Source organism: Pseudomonas xantholysinigenes (assembly GCF_014268885.2).
Taxonomy (GTDB): Bacteria; Pseudomonadota; Gammaproteobacteria; order Pseudomonadales; family Pseudomonadaceae; genus Aquipseudomonas; species Aquipseudomonas xantholysinigenes.
The window spans coordinates 2,635,078-2,661,923 of sequence record NZ_CP077095.1 but is presented as its reverse complement, the minus strand read 5'-3'; the positions used below and the strand labels follow the sequence as shown (position 1 = coordinate 2,661,923).

The window sequence follows — 26,846 nt, the reverse complement described above, 5'->3', positions numbered from 1 at the left end:
GGCTGGGGTCTGATGGTGGCGTGGGGGGATTATTGGCGATTGCCGGGGGTGGGTGTGCGGTTTTTTGGCAATGCTCGCATGAGGGCGGACAGCTACGTCTGTGGCAGCGAGTGTATCGGGCCGCCGCGAAGCAAGCGGCGCGGCGCCTGGCACCGGCTGCGCCGGTGTTCGCGGCTGAAGCCGCTCCCACAGGGACCGCGCCGACCTCATGGCATGCACCACACCTGTGGGAGCGGGCTTGCCCGCGAAGAAGGCGACGCGGTGCCTGGCACCGGCTGCGCCGGTGTTCGCGGCTGAAGCCGCTCCCACAGTGACCGCACCGACCTCAAGCCATGCGCTATGCCTGTGGGAGCGGGTTTACCCGCGAAGAAGGCGACGCGGTGCCTGGCACCGGCTGTGCCGGTGTTCGCGGCTAAAGCCGCTCCCACAGGGATCGCGCTAGCTTTAGTCGTTGGCTCCCACAGGCTTCAAACCATGCTCTACACCCTCACAGCAACAGGTTGCCCCGCTCCTCCTCGGTCAACTGCGCCTTGGCCCGCTCATCCAGCGCCCCGGCCCCCAGTACCTGCACCGGGCTCTGCCGGTTGTACTGCGGGTTCAGGCTCGCCCCGTCCTGCCCCGGCACCAGCCGTTCACCGCCAAAGCCCAGCACCTGCACGGTGATCACCGACGGCTGGCGCTGCCGGGCCGCCGCCTGCTGCTGGCGCCCGGCCTCCTCGGCGGCCTGGGTCGCCGACGACGCCGCGGCGCTGGCCGAGGCAATGGCGCCGGTGTTCACCGCCGCCACCACCGGCATGCCCTTGGCATCGCCCTGGACCTGGATGTTGGCGGCATTGACCACCTGCAAAGCGGCGATATTGACGTTGCCCGACACGCGGATCCCCGCTTCGCCGGCGTCGATGGTGCCCAATGGCGCAATCAGGTCGATATCCCCTGGCGGCACCTCGGCGATCGGGTTGAGCGTGGCGATGCCGGCACCGGTGCTCGGCACGCTCGGCGCCAGGCCGACGTTGCCCCACAGGTCATAGGTGCGCTTGGGCGGGGTATAGACCACGGTGGTCTTCGAGCCGCGCCCGGCGTTGATGTCGCCGCTGGCCGACCAGCCAAGGATCGAGCCGCCGAACGTGGTCATGATCCGGCTCTGGCCAAGCAGGATGCTGCCCTGGGCATACAACTGGATATCGCCGCTGCCCTGGGTGATCACCCCCGCCGTTGCAGGTGGGGCCTCGCCCTCGATGCCGAATACCTGCTGGCCACCCGGGGTAAGCACCTGGATGCCACCACCGAAGTCGGTGTGGATGCCGGCGCCGCCATAGAAGGTAGCGTTGCCGCTGTAGCTGATCGGGTTGCCCGCCACATCGCGGTCCGGGAACAGCGCGGCGATGGCTTGCCGGCCTCGCAGGTAGCTGCCGCTGCGCGGGCCGCTGGCATCGTTGTACTCGCGCCCGCCTTCGCGCAACTCGGCGAAGTAGATCTGCCGGGCGAACTGGCGTTGCTGTTCGCTCGGTAGCGTGGCGAACAAGGCGAGCGCCGCCTGCTCGTCGCCCTCGAAGGCAAAACGCTCGCTCAGCCACTCCGACAGTGCCTGGTCGTAGACCTTGGCGACCTTCTCCGGGTTGGCCTCCAGCGAAGAGCCCGGCGCCAGCAAGCGCGCCGGATCGAGGTAACGCCGCAGCAACCCGGTGTAGTCCGGGCCCGCCTTGCCGGCACCGACAATCACCGCGATCGCGGCGCCATCGTTGCCGCTGCCAGCGCCCCCCACACGGCCTAGGCTGGTGATCGCCGCCTCCTGGTAGGCCGAGCCCACGCCTTGCCCTGCCTGGTACAGGTTGCGCCCGGCCACCACCTCGAGCAGGCCAGGGCCGGCGATGTTGAAGGTGCTAAGCCGAATATCGCGACCCGCGCTGATCAGCGACACATCGTTGCGGTCGCTGTGGATGATCAGGTTACCGCTGGACAGTGCATCGTTGGCGCCACCGAAGCGCCCGTGGGCCAACTCCGCGGCGGCATAGCGCCGCCCCCCCAGCGGCATGCCGGCGTTGACGATGTCGCGGCCCGCCATCACCCGCACCGCACCACCACCCTGGTAGAGCGTCAGCCCGCTGGTGGTGAAACGAATGAGTTCGCCGGTATTGAAACCGACGATATCGCCGTCCAGGGCATAGAAGCGCGCGGGTGCCAGTGGCCCCGGACCATTGGCCGAATAACTGTTGAGCCCGAAGCTGTACAGCGGGAACTGATCGGCTGCGGCCGGCAAGTCACCGCTGAGGTTGTTGGCCCCCGGACGGCCATTGCCCGGTGTGCCGAGGAACGCCGGGCGCTCGGGGGTGGCAATCGGCGAGCTGTCGGTACCGGCCTGGCTGACCACGTAGCCGCCGGCATAGATCGAATCGCCGGCCAGCAGCTGCAACGAGGTATTCGCCGAGGGCGCCAGCATCAGTGACAGGGTCGTGCTGCCGGTCAGTTGCGGCTGGGCCGAGTTGCCGTAGTACAGGCTGCCGCTCAGCGCGGCGGCATGCAGCACGGTCGGGTAGAAGTAACGCCCACCGTAGGTTGGCAGGTTGAGGCTTTCATTGATGTTCACCCCCGCCTGGATCGGCACCAGGTTGCCGCCGGCGCTGAGCAGCTCGACCGCGCTGCTTGGCCGCCACAGGCTGAACCAACTATTGCTGCCACGGGCATAGGCACTGCCATCGTCGGCGGTGAACGGTTGGCTGTCGTATTGCGGCAGCCGGCCTGGGTCACCCACGCCCTGCAGCACCAGGTCGCCAAGGGTCTGGACCCGCACGGCGCTGTCGCCCGGCAGCAAGGTCAGGCCGCCCAAGGCGCTGGCGCGGGTGGCGCGATAAGGGTCGTAGGCCCGCGACTCACTGTTGTCCTGTTGGGCGGCAACGTTGCCGTAGACCTCCAGGGCACTGCCGATGCTGCCGGCCTCGATGTTCACGCCACCGCGCAGGTTGACCAGCACACCGCCCAGGTCGAGGTCGGCCTTCGCCGCCTCGACGGCGGCAAGGCCTGGGTTCAGGCCGGCGCCGACACGCAGCTGCAGGTCGCCGCCGCCCGTCTGGCGCAACACCCCATCCGCCCCTACCCGACCACTGCTGGCCACCACCAGGTTGAGGCCCTGGCTGCGCTCGACGTCGGCATAGACCGCGTTGCTGGCTTGTTGCACCCCAGCAGCGCCTGCCACCGTCACCGCCAGGTTGCCACCGCCCAGCGTGCCGATGCCGGTGAAGCCCACCAGCCAAGGCGCCACCGGTTCAAAGGCGGTGTCGGCTGTATAAGTGCCGAAATTGATCCCCCAGGCGGCCAGCGAGGCCCCCTGGCTCTGCCGCCACAACCAGCTGCCAGCGGCCGCCGAGGCCTTTTGCGCCCGCACACCTTGTGGCGAGTCCTTGCTGGCGAGCAGGTTGCCGCTGAGGTTGCCGCCGGCCTCGATGCGCAGGTTGCCGCCCTGCTCGGGATACCAGGTGCGGAACTGCTCGGCCGTCACCGCCTCGTAGTCCGCCCCGGAGGCGCCAAGCAGGCTACCGTCGCTTTGCCGGCCACGGACCATCAGGTACGGGTCGCGGCCCTCCACCAGTAGTGGCGCCGCCGGGGTGCCGGCGGTATAGACCCCGTACAGCGAATCCATGCGCCAGTCGCCGGCGCTGATCAGCTCCAGGTCGCCGGTACCGGTGCGCAGCACGCTGAACAGCTGGGTGGTGGGCGTCACCACGATGCGCTCAGGGTCCGGCTTCGGGCCCGGATCGTCGACCTCGACGCACCAGTCGGGCAGCCACTGGCAGTACATCAGCTGATCCTCGCCCACCGGTGTGCCCGGCTCGAAGCCGGCACCATTGTCTGGCGCCCAGACGATGATTTTCTTCACCGGCGCCGGCATGCACCAGTCCGGCACCAGTTGGCACAGCGCCAACTGGTCTTCGGTCACCGGCGAACCCGGCTCGAGCCCGGCGCCGTTGTCCGGCGCCCAGACCAAGCCGGTGCCTGGTGTCGGCACGCCGCCACCGGTCTTGACCTGGCCGGCCAGGTAGTGCTGGTCGGCCAGGCGCAGCAGGCCGGCATCCGGCTCCGGACGGGTCAGGCGACTGTCGGCGGCGTCCAGGTCGGCGCCCGCCACCAGGCGCATCGACCAGGACTGCGAACCGGCCGGCAGCATCTGCGCCAGGGCCCAGTTGCGACCTTGCTGGCCGTCGACCCTGGGTCGCAGTTCGATCAGGTCGGTACCCTCGGCCAGCTTCACATCGGTCCCGGCGGGGAGCCGCGCGCCAATGGCCAATGGCAACGCGCCGCGCTGGCTGAGCCCGCCTTCGGGCAGCGCCACGCCCTTGGTCCAGGTCCCGCCTTGAACCTGGGTGGCCACTGGCAGCCGGCTACCGGCGCCCAGTTCGCTACCCACCGCCAGGGTGACCGCCTCTTTGAGCAAGGTGCCCGCGGCATACAACAGGTTGCCCTGGCCGTCGTGGATCGTCGCTTCCAGCACGGTGCCAGCGGGCAGGGTCAGGGCGCTGGCCAGACGCAGGGAGGCCGGCAGGCGGGTCTGCGCGGGTAAGGTGGCTTCGCTGAACGGCAGGTCGAAATTGAGCACGCTGCCTGCGGGGAAGCGCGTGCCTTCGGCCAGTTCCACACCGCTGCGGGGGATCACCAGGTCGCTGTCGAAGGGTTGTTTGCCCGGCAGCAGCAACCAGCCACGGCCGTCCATGCGCGTCTCGCCGCTGATCGGTTCGGGCGGTGCGAAGCCGTCGCTGATGCTGCCGTAGATTTCCAGGTTGCCACCGGCACGCAGCACCAGGTTGCCCACCTCGCCCGAACCTGGCGTCGAGGTTTTCTGGGTATTGGGGTTGAGGCTGGCATAGCGGTGCTCGGACAGGTTCAGGTCGCCCTGCACCACCAGGTCGGTGGTGCTGTCACGGGTGGCGATTTCCACGCCTGGGCGCAGGTGCAAAGCCTGGGCATAGGCCGTGCGGGTCAGCCCCGCCAGGCGGTTGTCGAGCAGGTCGTGGTTGTTCAAGGCCGCGTTGATGAACAGCTCGCTGCGTTGGTGCTTGGCGTTGAGGTAGTCCTGGTCGATGGCCTGCACCGGGCGACCGCTGGCCCCGGTGCCACGGTCGGCGGCATCGGTGTAGCGCTGGTTGCCGACCACGGCGATGCTGCGGGCGCCGAGGATGTTCAGCGCGCCGCTGGCCTGGATGGCGATGTCGCCGGCAATATCACCGCCCAGGCGTGGAGCGCTCAGCTGCAAGGTGCCCAGCGGCCGGCCAGTGGGGCTTTGGGCGGCGGTGCCGTGGCGCAGGTCGAAGGTTGCGCCATTGCCCAGGACCAGCGGCCCTTCACCACTGCTCAACTCGATCAGCGCCCGGTTCGGCGCCTCGATCAGCGCGCCCCGGCTGTCGACCCGCAGCACGCTGCCGTGGGCGTCGAGCTGGCCATTGCCGGTCACCGTCAAGCCACGCTTGGCCGCCAGGCGAATACTGCCGACCTGTTCGCCGCTGGCATCGACGCGACCATCGACGGTGAGCCGGCCATTGTCCAGGGACAGGCTGATGTCATGGGCCTTGAGTTCATTGCCGAGCAGCAGATCACCCTGCTTGATCTGGAAACTGCGCGCGCCGACCATTTCGTCGCGGTTCAGGCGCAGGTTCAGCCCGCTGAAGTCGTCGATGACCTGGGCCCGCATGTCCAGCGTCCCTTGGGCATACGGCACCCAGGTGCCGCCGGCGTTGTAGCTGCCGCTGGCACCGCCGAGGTTGTGCCCCAGCAGCTCGATGCGCCCGGCCTGCTCGCCCAGGGCGATGGCGCTCAAGCGCCCGGCGCGGTTGTTGCGGGCGCTGAGGTCCACCTGTGCGCCGGCCGCCTGGCGGATGTCGCCGCGCTGGCTGCGCAGATTCAGATCGCCACCCCAGCTGTACTGGGTTACATCATTGAAGGTCAGCGCCCGGCCGGCGAGGTCCAGGCGCGCCTGCCCGCCCACCACCAGATCCTGCTCTGCGTCCAGGGTCAACTTGCCGCTGGGTAGGCTGAAGGTGCCGTCGACCAGCACCCGCTGGCCGCTCAGGGCCAGCTCCGCGCCGAGGCTGTCGCGCCCACTGGCCAGCGCCGTGCCGCCGGCCAGCACACGCAGTTCGCCACCAGCGCTGATCCGGTTGACCGAGCCGCTGGCGCCGGTCCACAACGGTGTGCTCACCAGCAGGTTGCCGCCACTGTAGGCGAACGTGCCGTCGGCCTGGTAGGCGCCGCGCCGGTGGTGTACCTGCAGGCTGCCTTTATGGTTGGCGCTGATCTGCCGGCTGGCCAGCAGGTTGACCTGGCTGAAACCGAGGATCTGCCGGGCCATGTCGGCGCTGCCGTCCGGCTGGCTGTTGGCGCCATAGCCGAAGGTCAGGCTGCCGACCTGGATATCCAGTACCCCATCGCCACTGCCCGCGCCACCGGCGATCGGCGCCCCCGCGCTGTTGCGGGCACCGTTCCAGATCAGGCTGTCGGTGCGCAGCACGGCATGCTCGCCGGCCGTGCCCAGGCCATGGATCGCCGGGCTGCCCAGCACCAGGTCGCGCAGGCGGCTCTTGCCGGTCTGGGCATCGTAGGTGTCGAGCACTGCGGCGCCGAAGAAATTCAACGAATCGGCCGCCGACAGGGTCAAGGTCTCCAACGCTGGCACCCCGCCGCCACTGTCGCCGCTGAGCAGGCGGTCGAGCACGCTCTGGTTCAAGGTCAGGCCACTGCCCAGCACCCCGGCCGCCGCCGCGCTGGCCAGGGCCTCGGCGGAGCCGACGTTGATCCGGCCCACCGCCAGGCCGAGATGCCGGGTGCCGAACCGGGCCTGTTCGGCGAGGCTGAAGGTCTTGTCGGTGGCGGCGAACAGCGAGCCTTCGGAGTACAGCCGGGTGGTGCCCTGGCAGTTGCCGCTGGGGCACTCGCCGATCAGGATGCTGCCAGGGCCGAACAGCGACCCGGACACCGCCGGCAATACATCCAGGCGGCCATTGGAAACGGCCAGCAGGCCATGCTGGTTGGTGTCGATGAAGAACCCGTCATTGGCGTCGTACGGCACCTGGCCTTGGCCGAGGGTGACAATGCCGGCGCCCTGCTCGACCACGATGCCGCCGTTGCCGCTGCTGGTGGCGAGCAGCACCTGCGCCGCACGCAGTTCGGCGCCGGAGCGCAAGTAGATCGAGGTGGTGTTGTCGTTCAGGCTGACCTTGTTGCCGCCTTGGCCATAGACCACCTCTGGCCGTGCGCCGATGCTCAGGCTCGGCGCCTTCAGCGCGTTCAGCTCGCTGGCATAGAGGCGGGTCGCGCTGTCGCCGGGCAGGCTGCCGCTCGCCCCTGGCCCGAGGATTTCCAGGGCGCTGGCGCCGAGCACCGTGGCGCTGCCGGCACGCGCGCCCTGGCTGGCGGCGAAGTGCGCCTGGCCGGCAAAGCTGAAAGTGCTGGCCGGATCGTCGTTGGGCCGCAGGCGCAAGGTCAGCCATTTGCCGTCGGCCTCGATCGCCGCGCGCGGCACGCCCTTGGCCGCGGCATCGGCCGCGACGAACTGGGCATAGCTGGTTTCGTTGTACTGCGAATAGCGCCGCAGGGTATCGCCGGCCGTGAGGATGACCTGGCTGGACAACGGCTGGCGGACGCCGGTGTTGGCCACCGACAGGCTGCCGGAGGTGGTCCAGGAGCCATTGCGCATGGCCACGCTGGCGCCGGCCTGGCCTGGCGCCGCCAGGCCGTTGAGCTCAACCCGATAGGCGCCGGGCAGCAAGGCATAGCTGGCCGGCATCAGGGTATAGGTGCCGGCGGCCAGGCCCGGGATGCCGTGGTCGAGGGTAATGCGCTGGCCGATCGCCGGATCCGCCGCGCCAGAGGCACCGGCCAGCGGCGCGTAGTCCTGGGCCAGGCCGGGCACGATGGCGTACACCGGGTTGCTCGCCAGCGTCGGCAGCAGCAGCCGGCCCGAAGCGTCCAACTGCATCAACGGGTGGTAGCGGGCATCGGTGGAGCCGCCGCGCCCGGACACGAAGCCTGCGCCCAGCAGTTGGCCACCGCCGGACAGGTCCAGCAAGGCCCCGGCTTGCACCTCAACCTGGCGCCCACCGAGCATGATGCCCTGGGTGATGTCGCCCGCGGCGCCGATCAGGCTGACCGCCTTGCCGCCATACAGGTAGCTCAGGCCGTCGACCGTGCCGCCATAAGGCATCAGCAAGCCTGCGCCGCTCACCGAGGTGATGCTGCCCGGCAGCAGGCGCAGCTGTCGCACATCGCCGTCCTGGCTGCGCTGCTCGCTGCCCAGCGCCACCAGGCCCAGCGGCGCGCGCACCACCCCGCCCTGCTCGACGCTGCCACCCACCAGGCTGATGCGGCCAAACACCGAATGCGGCGTCGCCGGCAGGCCAGTACCGACCCGGCCAATGCGCAGGGTCGCATCCAGGCCAACCTCGATGGCGCCATAGGCGCCGGTGACCGGGTAAATCTGCGCGGCCAACAGCTCGAGGTCGGCGTTGCTCGACAGCCGTCCACGGTCGCTGATAACCGTGTCGCTGGAGCCCAGCAAGCGAATGTCGCCTTCGCTGCGCAACCGGCCCAGGGCGAAGCCACGGCGATCGAAGGTCAAGGGCGGCAGGCCCTTGAGGTCGAGGCGGCCATGGGCGCCGAGGGTCAGCGGGTCGCGCAGGTCGAGCAAGTTCGCCTCGACCTGCAGCAGCGCCGCGCTGTCGCGCTGCGACATGCCGCCCTTGATGGTCGGTCGGGTCGCCGTGTCGGTGTTGTGGTGCATGCTGCCGGCCAGGCGCACGTAGGGCGCCCGCAGGCGTACCTGGCTGTCGCGGGCGGCACTCTCGGCCAGCACCAGCGAGCCGGTGTACAGGCGGATGTCCTGGGCCATGGCCAGGTCGAGATCACCGGCGAATGCCAGCACGCCGTCACTGAGCAGCGCCAGGCTGGCGAAACCGCCGGCCTGGATCTGCTCGACGCTGAGCCGACCCTGGCCGTAGGCCAGCGCCTGCTGGCCGGGCTCGTCACGTTGCTGGCCCAGGACCAGCTCGCGCGGGGCCAGCAGTTCGGCGGCCAGGCCGTTGTTCAGGTACAGCCCGGTGTCCAGCGCCACCGCCAGGCTACCGGCAGCCGCGCCGACGCCACCGGCCGCGGCGCTGAAGTCACCGAGCAGGCGCAAGCCGTTGTTTGACGCCAGGCTGATACTGCCACCGGCACTGGCCAACGACAGCGGCCCCTGGCCACGAATGTCCAGGGTCGCCTCGGCGCCGTCCGCGCGCAACCGCGAGCCTCGGGCCAGGTCGACGAACAGGTCCGCCGCGTCGCTGATGCCCTTGGCCTGGTCGAGCGTGCCGCCGATGACAATGCTGCCACCGTCGTCGACCCGCCCATAGCGCCGGCCCTGGCTATCCAGTGCGGTGTAGGCGCGGCCGGCGACATCGATCAGGGCCTCGTCGCCCAGACGGATCGCGCGCTGGTGCGGCGCTTCGCCGATGCCGCTGATGGCCAGCGCGGGACGCTCCTGCAACAGGCTGACCTGGCCACCCGCCGCGTGCAGGCTGCCTTCCAGGGTCAGTTGCGCGGTGCTGGTCAGGCGGATCGACTGACGCGGATCGACCGTGATCGAGGCCCCCCGGCCGATGTCCAGCACCGCTGCTTCGCGCCCGGCCTTGTCCAGCAGCACATCCCCCGCCGCCAGGGTCAGGCTGGCCCCGGCGCGCTGGCCCAGTTGCCCCTTGACCGCGTCCTCCTGCATCAGCGGCGCCAGCCACGGCTGCGCCTGACGGTCCAGCGGCAGGCTGGCGTCGAGCAGCTGCACGGGCCGCCGCACCTGGATCTGGCTGCCAGGCGCCACGGTCAGGCTGCTGGCACCCCGCACACGGTAGTGGGCAAAGCCCAGGTCGAAGAAGTCGGCATCCAGGTAGACCCCTGCCCCGGCCTCGGGCACGCCGCCGATCTGTACCCGCCCCCCACGGATGTCGAGGGTGCCCGCCGCGCCGCTGCCGTATCCGCGCAACTGGCCATCGAGTTGCAGACGGCTGCTGGCGTCGCTGCCGCCGTCCTGCCCGGGGAAGGCGGTCTGCAAGGTGATGTTGCCGCCGTCGCCGCCCAGCAGGCGCGCCCCTTCGCGTCGGGTCACACCGCCCGAGGCATCGAGCACGCTGCCCGTGCCCAGCAGCACATCGCCGCTGCTGCGCAGCGCCAGGCTGCCGGCATGGCGCCAGGCGCGGGCCCCGGCCTGGTCAAGGTCGCTGCGCACGCCGCTGACATCCAGCCGCACGCCCTCGCCGACGCGCACCTGCGCGCGCAAGCCAGCGGGCGTCGCCAAGGCCATCTCGGCCAGGCCATTGCCGCCGGAAACCTGCTGCACCACGTTGCCCAGGTGAATGCTGCCGCCCTGCGCCGTGAGGTCGGCGTTGACCACCACCTGCGGGCCATGCAACGCCAATTGCCCGCCATCGGCCAGGCGCAATTGCCCCTCGACCTGCACACGCTCGCTGGCGGCCACTGTCAGGCCACCGAGGGCAAAGCCATTGAGCAGATCGGTGTCGAGCAGCAGGCGGCCACGGCGTTCATCGGCCAATGGCGCCTGCAAGGTCACGTTGGCACTGGCGCCGCCGCTGTCACGACCCAGCAGCACCTCGCGCAGGACCGGGTTCAGGCCCGCGCCGATGTCCTTGCTCGACGCCAGGTAGACTGGGCTCTGCTGGCCGATGACCAACTGCGCGCCCTGGGCCCGGGCAGTGTGCGCCTGCTTGTAGCCATCCAGGCCGGCGACCGGCGCCTTGACCTGTCGCTCGTCCTGCCAGGTCTGGCCGATCAGTTGGCCATCGAGCAACGCGGCCTGGGTGGCGACCACCAGGCTGCCGGCGTCGCGCCCCACGGTATAGCCCTGCTCCAGGCGCTGCTGCGGCGCGATCAACGGGTTGTAGAACAGGCGGGTCTGGTTCCAGCGCGCGCTGCTGTCCTCGAAACCCTGGTAGAGGCCGGTGTATAACAAGTCGCCCGGCGCCTTCGACAGCTCGTACAGGCGCCCGTCGACGCCACGCAGCCAGCTTTGCCGGATCACGCCGTCCTGCACCGCCAGGGTGCCGCCAGACAGGTTGATCTCGGCGCCGGCGCGGGTCACCAGGTCCTGCCCGGTGAATGTCACGGTACCGCCCTGGGCCATCCACTCGCCGACGCCGTGGTTGCGCGTGCCCAGGTAGCCGGCCACCTCCAGCAGGCCCCCTGCGGTGTACCAGCGGTCACTGGCATAGCCATTGACGCCCGCCGCCACGTGCACCAGCTCGCGCACATCCACCCACACGTCGCGGTTGATCAAGCCGCCCTTGTCGCGGTTGCCGGCGGCATCGCGCTGCTCGTTGCCCTGGACGTTGATCTTGATGGTGTTGCTTTCCATGGCCACCTTGACGCCCAGGGCGCCCGCCACATCCAGCCGCGCGCCGTCGTCCAGCAGGCTGCGCCGACCGGCGCTGACCGCCACCTGGCCGCCAGTGGCCAAGGTCAGCGAACCATCCTGGAAGTGCACCGTGCCACCGCTGACCACCTCGATACGCGATTGCTCGGGGCGGTCGGCGACCGTGCTGAGGTTGTCGAAGTGCCCCGTGGTCAGGTTGCCCCTGCCAGCGGCAACGGTCTGGCGCGCCGCCTCGCGCTGGCTGTCGAGGGCGCTGCTGTCCTCGAGCAGCACGGCGGTGACGCTGCCCTGGCCGAAGCTGACGCTGCCAGTGGCATCGTTGGCGGCGTTGAGCAGGTGGATGCTGCCACGGCGATCGACCGCCGTGCTGGCCAGGGCCACGCCGTCCTGCTGCACCTGGTGGCCGGTCAGGGTGATGTCGCCGCCACTGGCCTGGATCAGCCCGCTGTTGGCCACTCGCCCCGCGGTGCTGCCGGCGCGCAGGCTGCTGGCCACTTCGTTGCCACGGGTGGTGGCGTACTGGTTGGCTTCGGTGCCCTGGCCACGGCGAATGTAGAAATCGTCGCCGGCGGCCAGGGTGGCCTGGCCCTTGGCAGTGACGATCTGGCCGTCGTTATCGACCTCGCTGCCCAGCAGCAGCACATAGCCGCCACCGCTGGTCGAGGTGGCGGCGGCGCGGGTCTGGATCTGCGCGCCGCGCTCGACCACCACCTTGCCCCCGGCATTGACGAAGGTCGCCTGGCTGCCGCTGTTGTCGACATACAAGCCGCGCTGGCTGAACTGCTCGTCACTGACCTGGGCGGCGGCGGCTACCAGGTTGCGCACGTTGACCTGGCTGGTGCCGTTGAACACCACGCCATTGCGGTTGACCAGCATGACAGTGCCGGCAGCCTCGATCTGGCCGTGGATCTGGCTGGGCCGGGCATGGGGGTCGTTGACCCGGTTGAGCACCGCCCACTGGGCCTGCTGGTCGAAGGTCACGGTGGTGTCACGGCCGACGTTGAAGGTTTCCCAGTTGAGGATGGCCTTATCGCTGGTCTGCTCGATGCGCACCTGGGTCTTGCCGCCGACTTGGGTCTGGGTCGGCGCCTTGGCGTTGAGCCAGCCTTGGGTCAGCGGGTTGTCGTCGACCTTCAGGCCACCTTCGCCCAGGCCGTTGGGCACCAACTGGGGCTGTACCTGGGCCAGGGTCCGGCCCTTGGCCTGGGCCGCCTGCTGGGCGGCGATGGCGGCGACGGTGTTGTTGAGGTTGCCGACCGAGCGTTGGAACTGTTGGTTCAGACGCTGCTGCTGGGCCAACGGCGGCGGCGAGCCGGGCTGCGCCAGCCCCCCGGCCCCCGCGCCACCGGCGCTGGGCGCGGTGGAGGCGCCCTTGGCGGCGAACCAACCGGCGCTGAAGGGCTGGGCCGCGTGGGCGCTGCCCGCCAGCATCAGCAAGGCGATGGCCTGGGCCAGCGGCTTGAGCCGCAAAGGTTCGCTGCCGGCAGCCTGGCTGCGGCGCTGGACGGCTGGGGCTGGGAAGGCTGGCTGGGGCTTGCCGCGCGACATCGCTTCGGTTCCTTGTTCTGGGGCCTGGGAGAATGATCCGCTGCGGCGGTGATGCCGCTTTGCCATAAGGCAGTTCGCGTCGACACGGACCGAACCTTTGTCATGCAAAGTTCATCCATGTCCGCTATGGGCCGGGGCTGCGCGCAAACGCAAAAAACCCCGGCAACGGCCAGGCGGCCATTGCCGGGGTGGAGCCTGGGTCCGGGAAGGACTCAGGCCCGCGCAGGCATCACGAACGGCCGATGCCGTTGCATACCGAGGCGTTGTTGATGTCCAGGCCGTCGCCGTAGGCGTTGTCCAGGAACACCTTCTTGACTTCGGCGGCGAAAGCGGTCGGCAGGTTGACGAAGGTGTGGGCGGTGATCAGGGTCGACTTGTTGCCGCTGTACAGGTCGTTGAGGAAGCCCTTGAGCGCGCTGGCGTCGGCGGCGTCCTGGTAGCACTGGCCAACCAGCAGGTTGGTGTAGCCAACGATCGGGTAGCCTGCAGTCGGGATCGGGCTGCCGCCAGCCCCGAAGGTCGGTACCCAGGCCGCTGGGTTGGCGCGGTTGGCGGCGGTCGGCGCAGCGACAGTGCCAAGGGCGGTCTGGGCGTTGGCGGCGGTTGGCAGCGGCGCGGTGCCGGCAGCCATGGCGGCCTTGCTGACACGGGCAACCACGGCGTTGTTGCCCGGGGTGACGTAGTCAGGGCTGATGTAGCCGATGCTGCCGTCGATGGCGTTGATCTGGGTCATCACGTCGCCGCTGCCCGAAACGCCTTTCCAGTGGGCTGGAATGCTGCCGACCTTGGCGCTGGTGAAAGTGCTGCTGACGCTGAAGTTCGACGCGCAGGAGTCGTTCAGGAAGCGGGTCAGCAACTCGGTGGTGCCGCTGCTGCCGGAGCGGTAGACGACGGTGATCGGCGTGTTGTCGCTGGTGCCCAGCAAGGCGCCCCAGGTGGTGGCCGAGCCGGAGAAGGCCGCGCACAGCTGGGCGCCACTCAGTTGCAGGGTGGTGTTGCCCGCTTTCTTGTAAGGGATGGTGACCGAGGTGCCGACCGCCGGAACCTGGATCAGTTTGCCCCAGGTGGCCAGCTTGGCGCTGTTGTAGGTGGACAGCTCGCTGGCGCTGAGCACCGAGTCGGAACCGGCGAAGTCGACGTTGGTGCCGGCAGGCTGGTTGATCGAGGCCGGGGCGTTGGTCAGGAACGCGGTCTTGCCACCGCCGCTGCCGACACCGGTGTAGCTGAAGCCGGCAGGCAGGATGCCTGGCAGAGCGCCCTTGCCGTTGTACAGCGGCTCAGGCAGGGTAGCGCCGCCACCGACAACAGCAGCCATGGATTGAGCCGAAGCCAGGGTAGCAGCCACCAGGGAGGCGGCGATCACAGTACGCTTAAACATGAAGCAATCTCCTATCGTCGTGTTCGTACGTTGAGTGGGTCGCGCATAGCGGTGGCCAGAGCCGTATCCCCTGATCCAGAGGGGCTGGTGACCTGTCCACGGAGGCCACATTCGCAGCTTGTGGTGACAGCCAAAGGAAAAAACATCGGGAGTTCGCGGGGTAAAAGCTCGGGTGTCGCGCGGGGGATTGGCCGGCCTTGCCGGGGCCTGGCGAAGGATCGTCAACGAGGGCGGGCGGTGGCGCTCTGGAGGATGGCGCGCGGGACACTCGGGAGGTTCGGCCGAGGCGCTGAAAAAGTTTCAGGGCCGCGCAGGCAGTGCCGGACCCCATGGCATGTTGGCGCTGCGTTTGTGAGCTGCGACAACCAGCCGCGGTCGCGCGCGAACCCTTTCGCCACGGCGCCAGCGTAGATGCAAGCTAACCGCAGATACGCCGAATTTCTGCATAATTGATAGTCATTCGCCATTAACTCGTTCTCGGAACCCCTCGCCAAGGGTAGAATGCGGCAAAACCGGGAGCCGCAATGAACCACGACCGCCCTATCCCCAGCGAAGACGATGCAATCACCGATGCCGCCGCGCACTGGTGCATGCGCCTGCACGCCGAAGATTGCACGGCGGCCGAGCAGCGGGCCTTCGAGCACTGGCAAGCGGCCGACGCCCGGCATGCCGAGGAATACCAGGCGATGCTGGAGATTTGGCAAACCGCCGATCTGCTGCCGCGCCGTGCCCCGGTGCTCGCGTTCAAGCCAGCAACGGCGCCCCGGTCCCGTGCGCGCCGCTGGCAGCCCCTGGCCACGGCCGCGGCCATCACCCTGCTCGCCCTGCCCCTGGCCGGTTGGGTGGGCTGGGAGCAAGGCTGGCTGCCGGACAGCTACCAGCACTTCGAGACCGACGGGCGACGCCAACAGATCCGCCTGAGCGATGGCAGCCGCGTCGAGCTCAACCTCAACAGCGAACTGCGCTTCCTGAACTACAAGGACGAACGCCGCGTCACGCTGGTAAAAGGCGAGGCATTCTTCAAGGTCGCCCACGACAGCAGCCACCCGTTCATCGTCCGAGCCGCCAACGGCCAGACCCGGGTCACCGGCACCCAGTTCAACGTGTGGAAGTATCAGGATCAGGTCAAAGTCACCCTGGTCGAAGGCTCGGTGCTGGTCAGCAGCAACGGCAACAGCGGCGGTTATCGCCTGGGGCCGGGCATGCAGGCCAGCTACCACCTGGGCGACTTCGAGCCCGAGCTGGCCCAGAGCAACGACTACGCCACCAGCCTGGCCTGGCGCAGCGGCAAGCTGGTGCTCGACAACCTGAGCCTGGGCCAGGCCCTGCCGGTGATCAACCGCTACCTCGACAAGCCCCTGCGCCTGGCCGACGAGGGCACCGGCAACATTCGCATCAGCGGTATCTACAACACCGCCGAGGTCGAGCGCCTGGTCGACACCCTGCCCAAGGTGCTGCCGGTCTACCTCACCCGCAGCAAGGACGGCAGCACGGTGCTCAACCGCATAGTGCCGGCACCGAAACGCGGCTGATCGCACTTTCTTACCGGCACGTCTCACCTGGGCGCGATCCCTGAGGGGGCGGCATTAGCCGCGAACACCGGCATAGCCGGTGCCAGGCACCGCATCGCTTGCTTCGCGGGCAAGCCCGCTCCCACAGGTGTGGTGCATGCCCCGAGGTCGGCGCGGTCGCTGTGGGAGCGGCTTCAGCCGCGAACACCGGCGCAGCCGGTGCCAGGCACCGCGTCGCCTGCTTCGCGGGTAAACCCGCTCCCACAGGTGTGGGGCATGCCCCGAGGTCGGCGCGGTCCCTCTAGGAGCGGCTTTAGCCGCGAACACCGGCGCAGCCGGTGCCAGGCACCGCATCGCTTGCTTCGCGGGCAAGCCCGCTCCCACAGGTGTGGGGCATGCCCCGAGGTCGGCGCGGTCCCTGTGGGAGCGGCTTTAGCCGCGAACACCGGCGCAGCCGGTGCCAGGCGCCCACAAGCGGGATCAGATCAAGCCCCTGATCAGAGCGACATCGCCGCCAGCCAGCCAAACGCCAGCAACGGCAGGTTGTAGTGAATGAAGGTCGGTACCACCGTGTCCCAGATATGGTGGTGCTGGCCGTCCACATTCAACCCCGAGGTTGGCCCGAGGGTCGAGTCGGATGCCGGTGAGCCGGCGTCGCCCAGAGCACCGGCGGTACCGACGATGCACACGGTAGCCAATGGATCGAAGCCCAGCTGCACGCACAGCGGCACGAAAATCGCCGCCAGGATCGGTACCGTGGAGAACGACGAGCCAATGCCCATGGTCACCAGCAACCCCACCAGCAGCATCAACAGCGCGCCCACGCCCTTGCTGTGGTTGATCCACTGCGCCGAGGCCTCGACCAGCGACTTCACCTCGCCGGTGGCCTTCATCACTTCGGCGAAGCCCGAGGCGGCGATCATGATGAAGCCGATCATGGCCATCATCTTCATGCCTTCGGTGAACAGGTCGTCGGTGTCTTTCCAGCGCACGATGCCCGACAGCGAGAAAATCAGGAAACCGACCATGGCACCGATGATCATCGAGTCCAGCCACAGCTGGATGACGAACGCGGCGGCGATGGCCACGCCGGCCACCAGCAAGGTCACCGGGTTGTACTGCACGCTCACCTGCTCGACCTGCTCGATGCGCGCCAGGTCGTAGTCGCGCTTCTTGCGATAGCTGAAGAACACCGCCAGCAGCAGGCCGGCCAGCATGCCGGCCGCAGGAATAGCCATGGCATGGGTGACATTGACCCCACTCACGTCGACCCCGGCGCGGGCGACGTTGGCCAGCAGGATTTCATTGAGGAAGATGTTGCCGAAACCCACGGGCAGGAACATGTACGGGGTGATCAGGCCGAAGGTGATCACGCAGGCGATCAGCCGGCGGTCGATGCGCAGGCGCGTCAGCACGTACAACAGCGGCGGCACCAGCAACGGGATGAAGGCGATATGGATCGGCAGGATGTTCTGCGACGACACCGCCACCACCAGCATCAGCCCGATCAACAGCCATTTGACCTTGCCACCTTCGGCATGGCCCTGGCGGTCGATCATCGCCAGCGCCCGGTCGGCCAGGGCGTGGGCCAGGCCCGACTTGGCGATGGCCACGGCGAAGGCGCCGAGCAGCGCATAGGACAGCGCCACCGTGGCGCCGCCGCCCAGGCCGCCATTGAAGGCCTTGAGCGTGCCTTCGATACCCAGTCCACCGACCAGGCCCCCGGCCAGGGCGCCGATGATCAGCGCGATGACCACATGCACGCGGGACAGGCTCAGGACCAGCATGAGCCCGACCGCGGCAATCACTGCATTCATGGTGTGCAAACCTCGTTACGACAGACAAAAGCGGGACGCTCCGGCGACAAGCTGCGCGCAGGCAGTGGCCGGACCAGGGGATGTTGTTATGAAGGGCGCACACTCTGAAGCACGGGCGGGCATAAGTCAAAAAGCTCTGCACAGCGGATACCGTGCGGGGCTAGACGAAAGTCGCAGGGTTAAATTGAACGTTTGAATAAAGAAAAATCCGCGCAGGCCGACACAGTCGGCAGCATCAAACCTATTACAAGGGATTTTCCCCATGCCTTTGCTGCGACAACTCTCCATCCAATGGAAGATCACCCTGCTGGCGGGCCTGTGCCTGGCAGCCATCGTCACCCTGCTCGTCGGCCTTTCGCTGTACCGCATGGACCACAGCTCGGACCTGGTCAAGGCCAGTAGCATGCAGATGCTCACCGAGGCGGCCCAGTCGCGCATCGAATCCCAGGGCGAAGTCCAGGCCCTGAACATTCGCCGCCAGTTCATGGACGCCTACCAGTACGGCGCCGGCTTCGCCCGCCAGGTGCTGTTCCTGCGCGAACAGGCGGAAAAACGCTTCCTCGACGCCTACGACCTGCGCCAGGACATGACCGCCCAGGTGCGCGCCGCGCTACAGGCCAACCCTGACCTGCTTGGCCTGTCGCTGGTGTTCGAGCCGGGCGCGCTGGACGGCAAGGACAAACTGTTCGCCGGGCAGAGCGAGCTGGGCAGCAACGAGACCGGGCGTTTCGCCCTGTACTGGTCGCAACCGCGCGCCGGCCAGCTGACCTCGATGGCCCTGCCCGAGCACGACATGGCCAACACCGAGATCGGCCCCAGTGGCCAGCCGGCCAACACCTGGTGGGTGTGCCCGCGCAGCACCGGCGCGGTGTGCGTGGTCGAGCCCTACTTCTATGACATCGACGGCCAACGCGTGCTGATGACCAGCATCGTGTTCCCGCTCAAGGCCAACGGCAAGGTCATCGCCACCCTGTCCATCGACATCAACCTCAATAGCCTGCAGGCCCTGAGCCAGGCCGCCAGCCGCGGCCTGTACGAAGGCCGCACCACGGTCGGCATCCTCAGCCCGGTCGGCCTGCTGGCCGGTTACAGTGCCGACGCCGGCAAGCTGGCCCAGCGCTTCGACCAGGTCGACCCACGCCAGGGCGCCGAACTGATCCGCAAGCTCGCCGAGGGCAAGCTGCAGATCCTGCACGACCAAGAGCGCCTGAAAGTGCTGGCGGCCTTCGAGCCGATCCCTGGCGCCAAGCCTTGGGGCGTGTTGCTGGATGTGCCGGAAAACGCCCTGACCGGCCCGGCCGAGGCTCTCAAGCAAGAGCTCGACGCCCTCAACACCAGCGGTACCCTGCTCGAGCTCGGCCTGGGCTTGGGCGCTGCCATCGCCGGTCTGCTGCTGGTCTGGCTCATGGCCCGCGGCGTGACCCGGCCGATCCTCGGCGTGGCCGCCATGCTCAAGGACATCGCCAGCGGCGAAGGTGACCTGACCCGCCGCCTGCAGTACGACAAGCGCGACGAACTGGGCGAACTGGCCGGCTGGTTCAACCGCTTCCTCGACAAGCTGCAACCGACCATCGCCGAGGTAAAGCGCTCGGTGCAGGCCGCCCGGGGCACCGCCGACCAGTCCGCGGCCATCGCCGCCGAGACCAGCGCCGGCATGGAGCAGCAATACCGTCAGGTCGACCAGGTCGCCACCGCCTCCCACGAGATGAGCGCCACCGCCCAGGACGTCGCGCGCAGCGCGGCCCAGGCCGCCCAGGCCGCCCGCGAAGCTGACCAGGCCACCCGCGAAGGCCTGGCGGTGATCGACCGCACCACCACCAGCATCGACACCCTGGCCGCCGACATGAGCAGCGCCATGGCCCAGGTCGAAGGTCTGGCGCACAACAGCGAGAAGATCGGCTCGGTGCTCGAGGTGATCCGCTCGATCGCCGAGCAGACCAACCTGCTGGCGCTCAACGCCGCCATCGAGGCCGCCCGTGCCGGCGAAGCCGGGCGCGGCTTCGCCGTGGTCGCCGACGAGGTGCGCAACCTGGCGCGCCGCACCCAGGAATCGGTGGAAGAAACCCGCCAGGTGATCGAAGCCCTGCAGGCCGGCACCCAGGAGGTGGTCGGCGCCATGGACAGCAGCCACCGCCAGGCCCAGGGCGGCGTCGAGCAGGTCGGCCAGGCCGTCAGCGCGCTGCAGCGCATCGGTCAGGCGGTGACCGTGATCACCGACATGAACCTGCAGATCGCCAGCGCCGCCGAGGAACAGAGCGCGGTCGCCGAGGAGATCAACAGCAACGTCGCCACCATCCGCGACGTCACTGAATCACTCAGCGGCCAGGCCAACGAATCGGCGCGGGTCAGCCAGTCGCTCAACAGCCTGGCCAACCAGCAGCAGGGGTTGATGGACCAGTTCCGCGTCTAAGCCCATTCATCCGCGGCCAGGGAACGGCCGCAGCATGGGATTCAGAGTTCGATCCTGGCCGGGTGGAAGCGCCCTGCGCCGAGCGTTCGGTCCAGCAATATCAACGCCGCCTCCACATTCGGCCGGCGCCCCATGGGCAGCACCAGCGTGTCGGGCAGCGTGGCGTCGCTGTAGCCGGACTGCATGACCAGCAAGTGCAATTGATCGGCGTCCAGGTAGATATGGTGCTCGCGCATCGCATACGACTGAATCAGGCTCATTGCGCCAGCCGCCATGGGCGCGGCACTGGAGGTACCGCCGTAGCGCGAGGTGTAGTCCCGATCATCGCCTGGCCTGTCCTGCAGGTCGCCAAAACTGAGGGTCACTACACCGTCACCCCAGGCGTTGAGCATGCGGTGCGGATAATGATGATTGGAAAACTCATGGGCCTTGCCCGTCGTCGAATCACAGGCCCCCACCAGTATCACATTGGCGTCCCCATGATCGGAGTAGAAACGTCCGGACGAAAGATCAACCCCTTCGTCTTTCCTTGCCCCCGTGCGCTCATGGTCCCGTTCATGACCATTGCCGGCCGCGCAAAGAACCACCGCGCCGCGTTCGGCGAGCAGTTTCAGGTGTGCCCAGAACACCTTGTTATGCACGATAGGCAGGTTCGTTCCAGGGGTCGCGAGATCCCGGATCTGTTGTGGAATCACCACGATATCCCCCGCCGCTACCTGTTCGTGCAGCCCCAGTAGCGCCAGCGATTCGCCCTGGGCATTTTCGGCGCGGGCATGATGCAGGCGTACTTCGCTGCCGTGGCAGATCCCGGTGATCCCTACCTTGTCCGGGTTCGCCACGAGTATCCCGATCGAGGCGGTGCCATGACGTGGGTCGTCGTTGTCCCCCAGCGATATGACATGCAGGTCGGGGTTGCTGCGCAGGTCCTCGTGGTTGGCGAACAGGCCACCGTCAATCAAATGCACCCGCGCGCCCTTGCCATTGACCTGACCAGCCCAGGCCCTACGTATATTCAGACCGCGCGTGGCGCTGTCCGGCGCATCAAGGTAGGTTTGCAGGTGGGTGAAGTTCGGGGTCGGGGGCGGGGGCGGAGCCATCGAAGAGCGCACGGGCACACTGCCGATGAGCATCATCGACAGGTCAAGCAGCACATCGAAAAGCCGCAGCCTTTCGACCCGGTCCGACAACCAGGACGACTCAACCAGGGTCGGCAGCAACTGGGCTGACTCGACATAGTCCAGCGCAGCCAGGGCGCTGCATAGCGCCAGATAAGCGTCATTCGCCAAACCCGCTGGATGCGCGACCAGGTGAAAGCGCCGCAGTGCCGCAGGCAGGTCATTTGCAGCGTGATAGGGTTGCGGATCGACAAGGCTTGCCAGCGTCGGCCAAGCCTGGAGCAGCGACGATTGCGAGCCCGGTTGCAACGCTTGGCGGAACTGCTCGAGCCCATTCTCCGAAAATTCCACCACCAGAGCGGGCAACGCCGGTTGCTGGTTGATCCCAGGGTTGTCCTCGAGCAGGGCATCGAAGGGGGCACGCCGGCTTTCGGCGGAGCGCCGCTGGCGCTCGCTGAAACCGATCAATGGCACCGTGTCAAGAATCGATCGGGTGGTTTCGTCCTCGACAATGGTGAACGCCAGTGGTGCAAGACGCTGCTCGCCTCCCCCCGCCGCCGCGGTCAAGGTGACATGCGGGGTGATGGTGTATTGGCCTGGCGATTGGGCAACCGTGAACACTGCCGGGCACCCCAGGTCAGCCAGCTTGCCAGTGCGCGCGTGGGCGGGCGCCACCTTTTCCGAGAGGCGCTTGGGCCCCTGCGGGCCCACACTGCGTAATAGGTAACGAATGCTATCCACTTTGTCCAGGTCCTTGCCCAGGCCGCGAACGTGCAATTTCCCGTCGAAACGAAAGTTACGAAAATAGGTAAATTCAATATCAATACTCACCGTACCATTCCTTGTCTTACGGTTGACTGAGCCATCAGGTGCGCCATGATCAGGCGCAAGCCCAACCTAGGATCGCTGCACAGCTACGCCCGTAGCAGAGCGAAGCCATTCCCTTCGGCACTCCGCCAGGGCCGCTGGTCTACACTTGCTCCCTCACGGACCAGCCACCTACGAGGCGTCGATGAACAAGCTCCCCATCCTGCTGGCCGGCCTGTTGCTGGCGCTCGGTCTGGCCGCCACCGACTCCGCGGCTGCGGCCGAACAACCCGCTCCCATCCATTTCGGCGCCATCGGCTGGGAAAGCGGTGCACTGACCACCGAAATCCTGCGCCTGATCGTCGAGCATGGCTATGAACTGCCTACTGATACCCTCCCCGGCAGCACCGTCAGCATGGAGGTCGCCCTGGCACGCAACGACTTGCAGGTGATCGCCGAAGAGTGGGCTGGGCGCAGTCCTGCCTGGGTCAAGGCCGAACAGGCCGGCCAGGTCTTCGCCCTGGGCGATACCGTGAAGCACGCCGAGGAAGGCTGGTGGGTGCCGGCCTACGTGATCAAGGGCGACTCAACCCGCAACCTGAAGCCTCTGGCACCGGACCTGCGCAGCGTCGATGACCTCAAGCGCTATACCGAGGTATTCAAGGACCCCGAAGCCCCCGGCAAGGGACGCTTCCTCAACAGCCCCAGTGGCTGGACCTCCGAGACCGTCAACAGTCAGAAGCTCAAGGCCTATGGCCTGGATGGCCTGTACAACAATTTTCGCAGCGGCTCCGGCGCCGCCCTCGACGCCGAGATCGCTTCGGCCATCCGCCGTGGCCAGCCGGTGCTGTTCTACTACTGGAGCCCCACGCCGCTGATGGGCCGCTACGACCTGGTCCAGTTGGAAGAACCGCCCTTCGACGACGCGGCCTGGGCCACCTTGACCGATGCCGCCAACCCCCGGCCCAAAGGCAGCCGCTCGCTGCCAGCCAAGCTTTCCATCGGCGTGTCGAAGGCGTTTCGCGACAACTACCCGCAACTGGTCGCGGTGTTCGAGAAGGTCGACCTGCCCATTGCCACCCTGAACAAGGCCCTGGCCCACATGAGCGAAACCCGGCAGAAACCGCGCGACGCTGCGATTGCCTTCCTGCGTGACAACCCACAGGTGTGGAAAGCCTGGCTGCCGGCCGAGAACGCGGCCAAGGTCGAGGCCGGCCTGTGAGCGGCGGCTTTCCCGAAGCCCTGCAGTTTTCGTTCGCATCCTCGGTCAACCAGCTGGTCGATTGGCTGGTGCTGCATTACGGCGATCACCTGCGCAGCGTCTCCGACCAGTTGCTGCAGCTTCTGGTGGGGTTGGAGAACCTGCTGCGCGCCCTGCCCTGGTGGCTGCTGTTGCTGCTGGTCGGCCTGCTGGCCTGGCATGCCAGCCGCAGCCTGGCCAGGGCCCTGGGGCTGACCGGCTTGCTGATGCTGATCGGCGTGCTCGGGCTCTGGGACAAACTGTTGCAGACCCTGGCCCTGGTCTTGGTGAGCACCGGCCTGTGCGTGCTGCTCGGCGTGCCGCTGGGCATTCTCCTGGCCACCCGCCCGCTGGCCCGGCGCCTGCTACTGCCGGTGCTCGACGTGATGCAGACGCTGCCGGCTTTCGTCTACCTGATCCCGGTGCTGATGCTGTTCGGCCTGGGCAAGGTGCCGGCGGTGTTCGCCACTTTGATCTATGCCTTGCCGCCCTTGGTGCGACTGACCCAACTGGGCCTGGCGCAGATCGATCCGTCGTTGTTGCAAGCCGCCCACGGCCTGGGCGCCGGGCGCTGGCAGCGGTTGCGGCGCATCGCCCTGCCGCTGGCGCTGCCCAGTATCATGGCCGGGCTCAACCAGTCGGTGATGATGGCCCTGTCGATGGTGGTGGTGGCCTCGATGATCGGCGCCCGCGGGCTGGGCGAAGACGTGCTGGCCGGGATCCAGACCCTCAATGTCGGCCAAGGTGTCGAGGCGGGCCTGGCGATCGTGGCGCTGGCCATGGTCATCGACCGCATCAGCCAGGCCTACGGGCAGCCCAGGCGCTGAGCCGAGTATTCGCGTATGGTGTCCGCCACGCCACCCACCGGAGCCTGCCCCGCGTGTCCCTCAAAGCCCTGCGCACCCTGGTCACCATCGCCCGTCACGGCACCTTCGCCCGCGCCGCCGACCTGCTGAGCCTGACCCCGTCGGCGGTGAGCCTGCACATCAAGACCCTCGAGGACGAGTTGCAGGTCACCTTGTTCGACCGCAGCCGCCGCCAGGTCGTGCTGACCGAGGCCGGCCAGCTCGCCGTGGCCCGGGCCGAAGGGATCCTGGCCGCCTATGACGAACTGGCCGACACCCTGGCCAGCGGCCCGGGCCTGCGCGGCCGTCTGCGTATCGGCGCCATCCACACGGTACTCGCCCGCCGGCTGCCACGGGCGCTGGTGTGGATCAAGGCCCACCACCCGCACTTGCATGTCAGCGTGGTGTCCGGCATGTCGGCGGAACTGGCCCGGCGCGTCGAAGATGGCGAGCTGGACGCGGCGATCACCACCGAGCCGGTCAGCCCCTACCCGCAGAGCCTGCGGTACGAGCCGTTGTTCGAGGACCGCTTCTGGGCCATCGCCAGCGCCGAACTGGCAGGCCAGAGCCTGCCACAGCTGCTGGCCAGCCAGCCGTTCCTGCGCTTCGACAAGCGCGCCTGGGCAGGCCGGCAGATCGAACAGGAGCTGCGCCGCCAGCGCCTGCAAGTCAGCGAGCAGATGGAACTGGACAGCCAGGAAGCCCTGGCCCGCATGGCCGCCATGGGGCTGGGCGTGGCAATCATTCCCATGAGCGATGACGACCTGGCGCGTTTGCCAGAGGCCAGTGTGCTGCCCTTTGGCGAACCGCAGCTGACCCGGCGCATGGTGTTGCTCGAACATGAGAAAAGCCAGCGCCGACATTTGAGCGCGGTGCTGAAGACGGCATTGGAGGCCTTGGATCAAGGGGCGATGCAATCCCAGTAGGAGGCCACGCAGGGAACCAATACCCCTGTGGGAGCGGGCTTGTCCGCGAAAGAGCCGCAAAGCGGCCCCTGCAACCCTGCAGTTTTTCTCAACAGTGGATAAAGAAAACACCGTTTTTTCTGCTCGCTGACCTCCGCTACCCTGTGCCGGTACCCGTTCTCGGACCGCCCGCCATGCTCCACCTGCTGCTGACCACCCTTGTCCCGATCATCCTGCTCATCGCCCTGGGTACCTGGCTGCGGGTCCGCGGCTTTCTCGCCGAGAGCTTCTGGCCCGGCGCCGAACGCCTGAGCTACTACGTATTGCTGCCTTCGTTGTTCCTGCACGGCCTGGCTACCGCCAACCTCGATGGCGTGCCGGTTCTGGGCATGGTCGGCGTACTGATGCTCTCGACCCTGCTCGGCGCCTTGCTGCTGGTGCTCTACCAAGGCGCGGCAAGCCATGACGGCGCCGACTTCACCTCGGTGTTCCAAGGCGGCGTGCGCTTCAACAACTACATCGGCGCAACCCTCGCCGCGGGCATCTACGGCAGCGCCGGCATCGCCCTGGCGGCGGTGGCCAACGCCGCCATCGTGCCGCTGGTGAACCTGCTCTGCGTGCTGGTGTTCGCCCGTTTCAGCGCGCGCCACAGTTCGCCGGCCACGGTGCTCAGGGCGATCTTCGCCAACCCGCTGATCGTCGGCTGCGCCGGCGGCCTGCTACTGCGGGTGAGCGGCCTTGGCTTGCCGGCAGGGCTGGAGCCGACGGTCAAGGCCCTTGGCCAGGCCGCGTTGCCCCTGGGCCTGCTGTGCGTCGGCGCAGCCTTGGGCGGCGCACGCCTGGGCCAGCAGGTCAAGCCACTGCTGGCCGCCTCGCTGTTCAAGTTCCTGGTCATGCCCGTCACCACCTGGGGCCTGTGCCGGCTGTTTGGCCTCGGCGGCCAGGCGGCAGTGGTGGCCGTGCTGTTCCAGGCGCTGCCGACCGCCTCGTCGTCCTACGTGATGGCGCGGCAGATGGGTGGCAATGCACCGCTGATGGCGACCATCATCGCCCTGCAGACCGTCGCCGCCGCCGCGACCCTGCCGTTGGTGTTGAGCCTGACCCTGGGTTGAAGCCCTTTGGCTAGACTCAGGTACAGCCCACCCTACGGAACCTCGATCATGCGCCTTGCCTGGATGCTGTTCGGCCTGTCCCTGCTTGCCAGCCCACTGCCCGCCGCCGACAGCCAGAAGGCCGCCGTCGCCGAAGACAAGGCGCAGGCACTGGAGGAAAAGGTCGTCGAAGACGCGCCGCCACCCAAACCGCAGGAAACCCTCAAGCCCAGCGAAGTACAGGCCGTCGACCCCGCGGGACAGTCACCGATGGACGACAGCATCACCTGCCTGGCCCGCACCCTCTATTGGGAAGCCAAGGGCGCCGACGCACAGGACATGAGCGCGGTGGCCAGCGTGGTGCTCAACCGCCTCGGCCACGAGGGCTTCCCCGACAGCATCTGCGCGGTGGTCAAGCAAGGCGTCGAAAGCAAGAGCTGCCAGTTTTCCTGGTGGTGCGACGGGCGCCCCGACCAGGTGGAGGAAGCCGAGCGCTACGCGGTGGCCAAGGAAATCGCGCGCAAGGCGCTCAACCAGCAGCTCAAGGACCCCACCGGCGGCGCGCTGTACTTCCACGACCGCTCGGTGCACCCGGACTGGGCCAAGGCCTACCGCAAGACCGCCGAGACCACGCACTTTCTGTTCTACCGGCCCAATACCGCGCTGGCACGCTGAACCATGGCCGTATGGCACTTTCCCAGACACTGGCGGTCTACTCCCTCTTTTGCCGCTGGCAATCGATTGCCGGGCACGTTCAACGCAGTGCACATCGCCGGGCCAA

At 67.9% G+C, this 26,846-nt stretch carries 11 protein-coding genes and 1 pseudogene; 8 read left to right on the top strand and 4 right to left on the bottom strand.

Translation table 11 applies throughout. From position 1 onward, the window contains the following. Positions 1–487 precede the first annotated feature (487 nt). Positions 488–12,946, bottom strand: coding sequence for a filamentous hemagglutinin family protein (locus tag HU772_RS11945; RefSeq protein ID WP_186661467.1), 12,459 nt, complete (start codon positions 12,944–12,946; stop codon positions 488–490). 229 nt (positions 12,947–13,175) lie between these two features. Continuing rightward, entirely contained in the window at positions 13,176–14,324 is a 1,149-nt protein-coding gene (locus HU772_RS11940) for a substrate-binding domain-containing protein (RefSeq protein WP_186661466.1), read from the bottom strand. 524 nt (positions 14,325–14,848) lie between these two features. On the opposite strand from HU772_RS11940, the gene HU772_RS11935 reads away from it, so the two are divergent. Then, positions 14,849–15,856, top strand: a complete 1,008-nt coding sequence (locus HU772_RS11935) for a FecR family protein (RefSeq protein WP_186661464.1) — start codon at positions 14,849–14,851, stop codon at positions 15,854–15,856. A gap of 476 nt (positions 15,857–16,332) precedes the next feature. Here HU772_RS11935 and HU772_RS11930 read toward each other — a convergent pair whose 3' ends face one another. Next, a complete protein-coding gene (locus HU772_RS11930; RefSeq protein WP_186662528.1) occupies positions 16,333–17,652 on the bottom strand; it encodes a Na+/H+ antiporter family protein in 1,320 nt (439 codons plus the stop codon). A 262-nt stretch (positions 17,653–17,914) separates the two neighbouring features. Between HU772_RS11930 and HU772_RS25275 the strand changes: the two are divergent. Beyond that, positions 17,915–19,156, top strand: a pseudogene (locus HU772_RS25275) (methyl-accepting chemotaxis protein); the annotation flags it as partial. A 150-nt stretch (positions 19,157–19,306) separates the two neighbouring features. Further along, positions 19,307–20,062, top strand: coding sequence for a methyl-accepting chemotaxis protein (locus HU772_RS25270; RefSeq protein ID WP_437179615.1), 756 nt, complete (start codon positions 19,307–19,309; stop codon positions 20,060–20,062). A 41-nt stretch (positions 20,063–20,103) separates the two neighbouring features. Here HU772_RS25270 and HU772_RS11920 read toward each other — a convergent pair whose 3' ends face one another. Further along, positions 20,104–22,008 (bottom strand): S8 family serine peptidase, encoded by a 1,905-nt coding sequence (locus HU772_RS11920; protein WP_186662530.1) that lies wholly within the window; start codon positions 22,006–22,008, stop codon positions 20,104–20,106. Positions 22,009–22,189: 181 nt separating this feature from the next. On the opposite strand from HU772_RS11920, the gene HU772_RS11915 reads away from it, so the two are divergent. The 5 genes from HU772_RS11915 to HU772_RS11895 all read left to right on the top strand — a co-directional run bounded on the left by HU772_RS11915 (position 22,190) and on the right by HU772_RS11895 (position 26,740). Continuing rightward, positions 22,190–23,206: an ABC transporter substrate-binding protein gene (locus HU772_RS11915; protein WP_186662531.1), complete on the top strand. Its 1,017-nt coding sequence runs from the start codon at positions 22,190–22,192 to the stop codon at positions 23,204–23,206. Next, complete coding sequence (locus HU772_RS11910) at positions 23,203–24,051, top strand: ABC transporter permease (protein ID WP_186662532.1); 849 nt, start codon at positions 23,203–23,205, stop codon at positions 24,049–24,051. The genes HU772_RS11915 and HU772_RS11910 overlap by 4 nt, the downstream gene beginning before the upstream one ends. Before the next feature lie 53 nt (positions 24,052–24,104). Continuing rightward, on the top strand, positions 24,105–24,995 hold the full coding sequence (locus HU772_RS11905; protein ID WP_186662533.1) for a LysR family transcriptional regulator: 891 nt from the start codon (positions 24,105–24,107) through the stop codon (positions 24,993–24,995). Positions 24,996–25,168: 173 nt separating this feature from the next. Further along, positions 25,169–26,086 carry an AEC family transporter gene (locus HU772_RS11900; protein WP_186662534.1) on the top strand — a complete coding sequence of 306 codons (918 nt, stop codon included), beginning with the start codon at positions 25,169–25,171 and terminating at the stop codon, positions 26,084–26,086. Between the two features lie 48 nt (positions 26,087–26,134). Beyond that, positions 26,135–26,740: a cell wall hydrolase gene (locus tag HU772_RS11895; RefSeq protein ID WP_186662535.1), complete on the top strand. Its 606-nt coding sequence runs from the start codon at positions 26,135–26,137 to the stop codon at positions 26,738–26,740. Positions 26,741–26,846 lie beyond the last annotated feature (106 nt).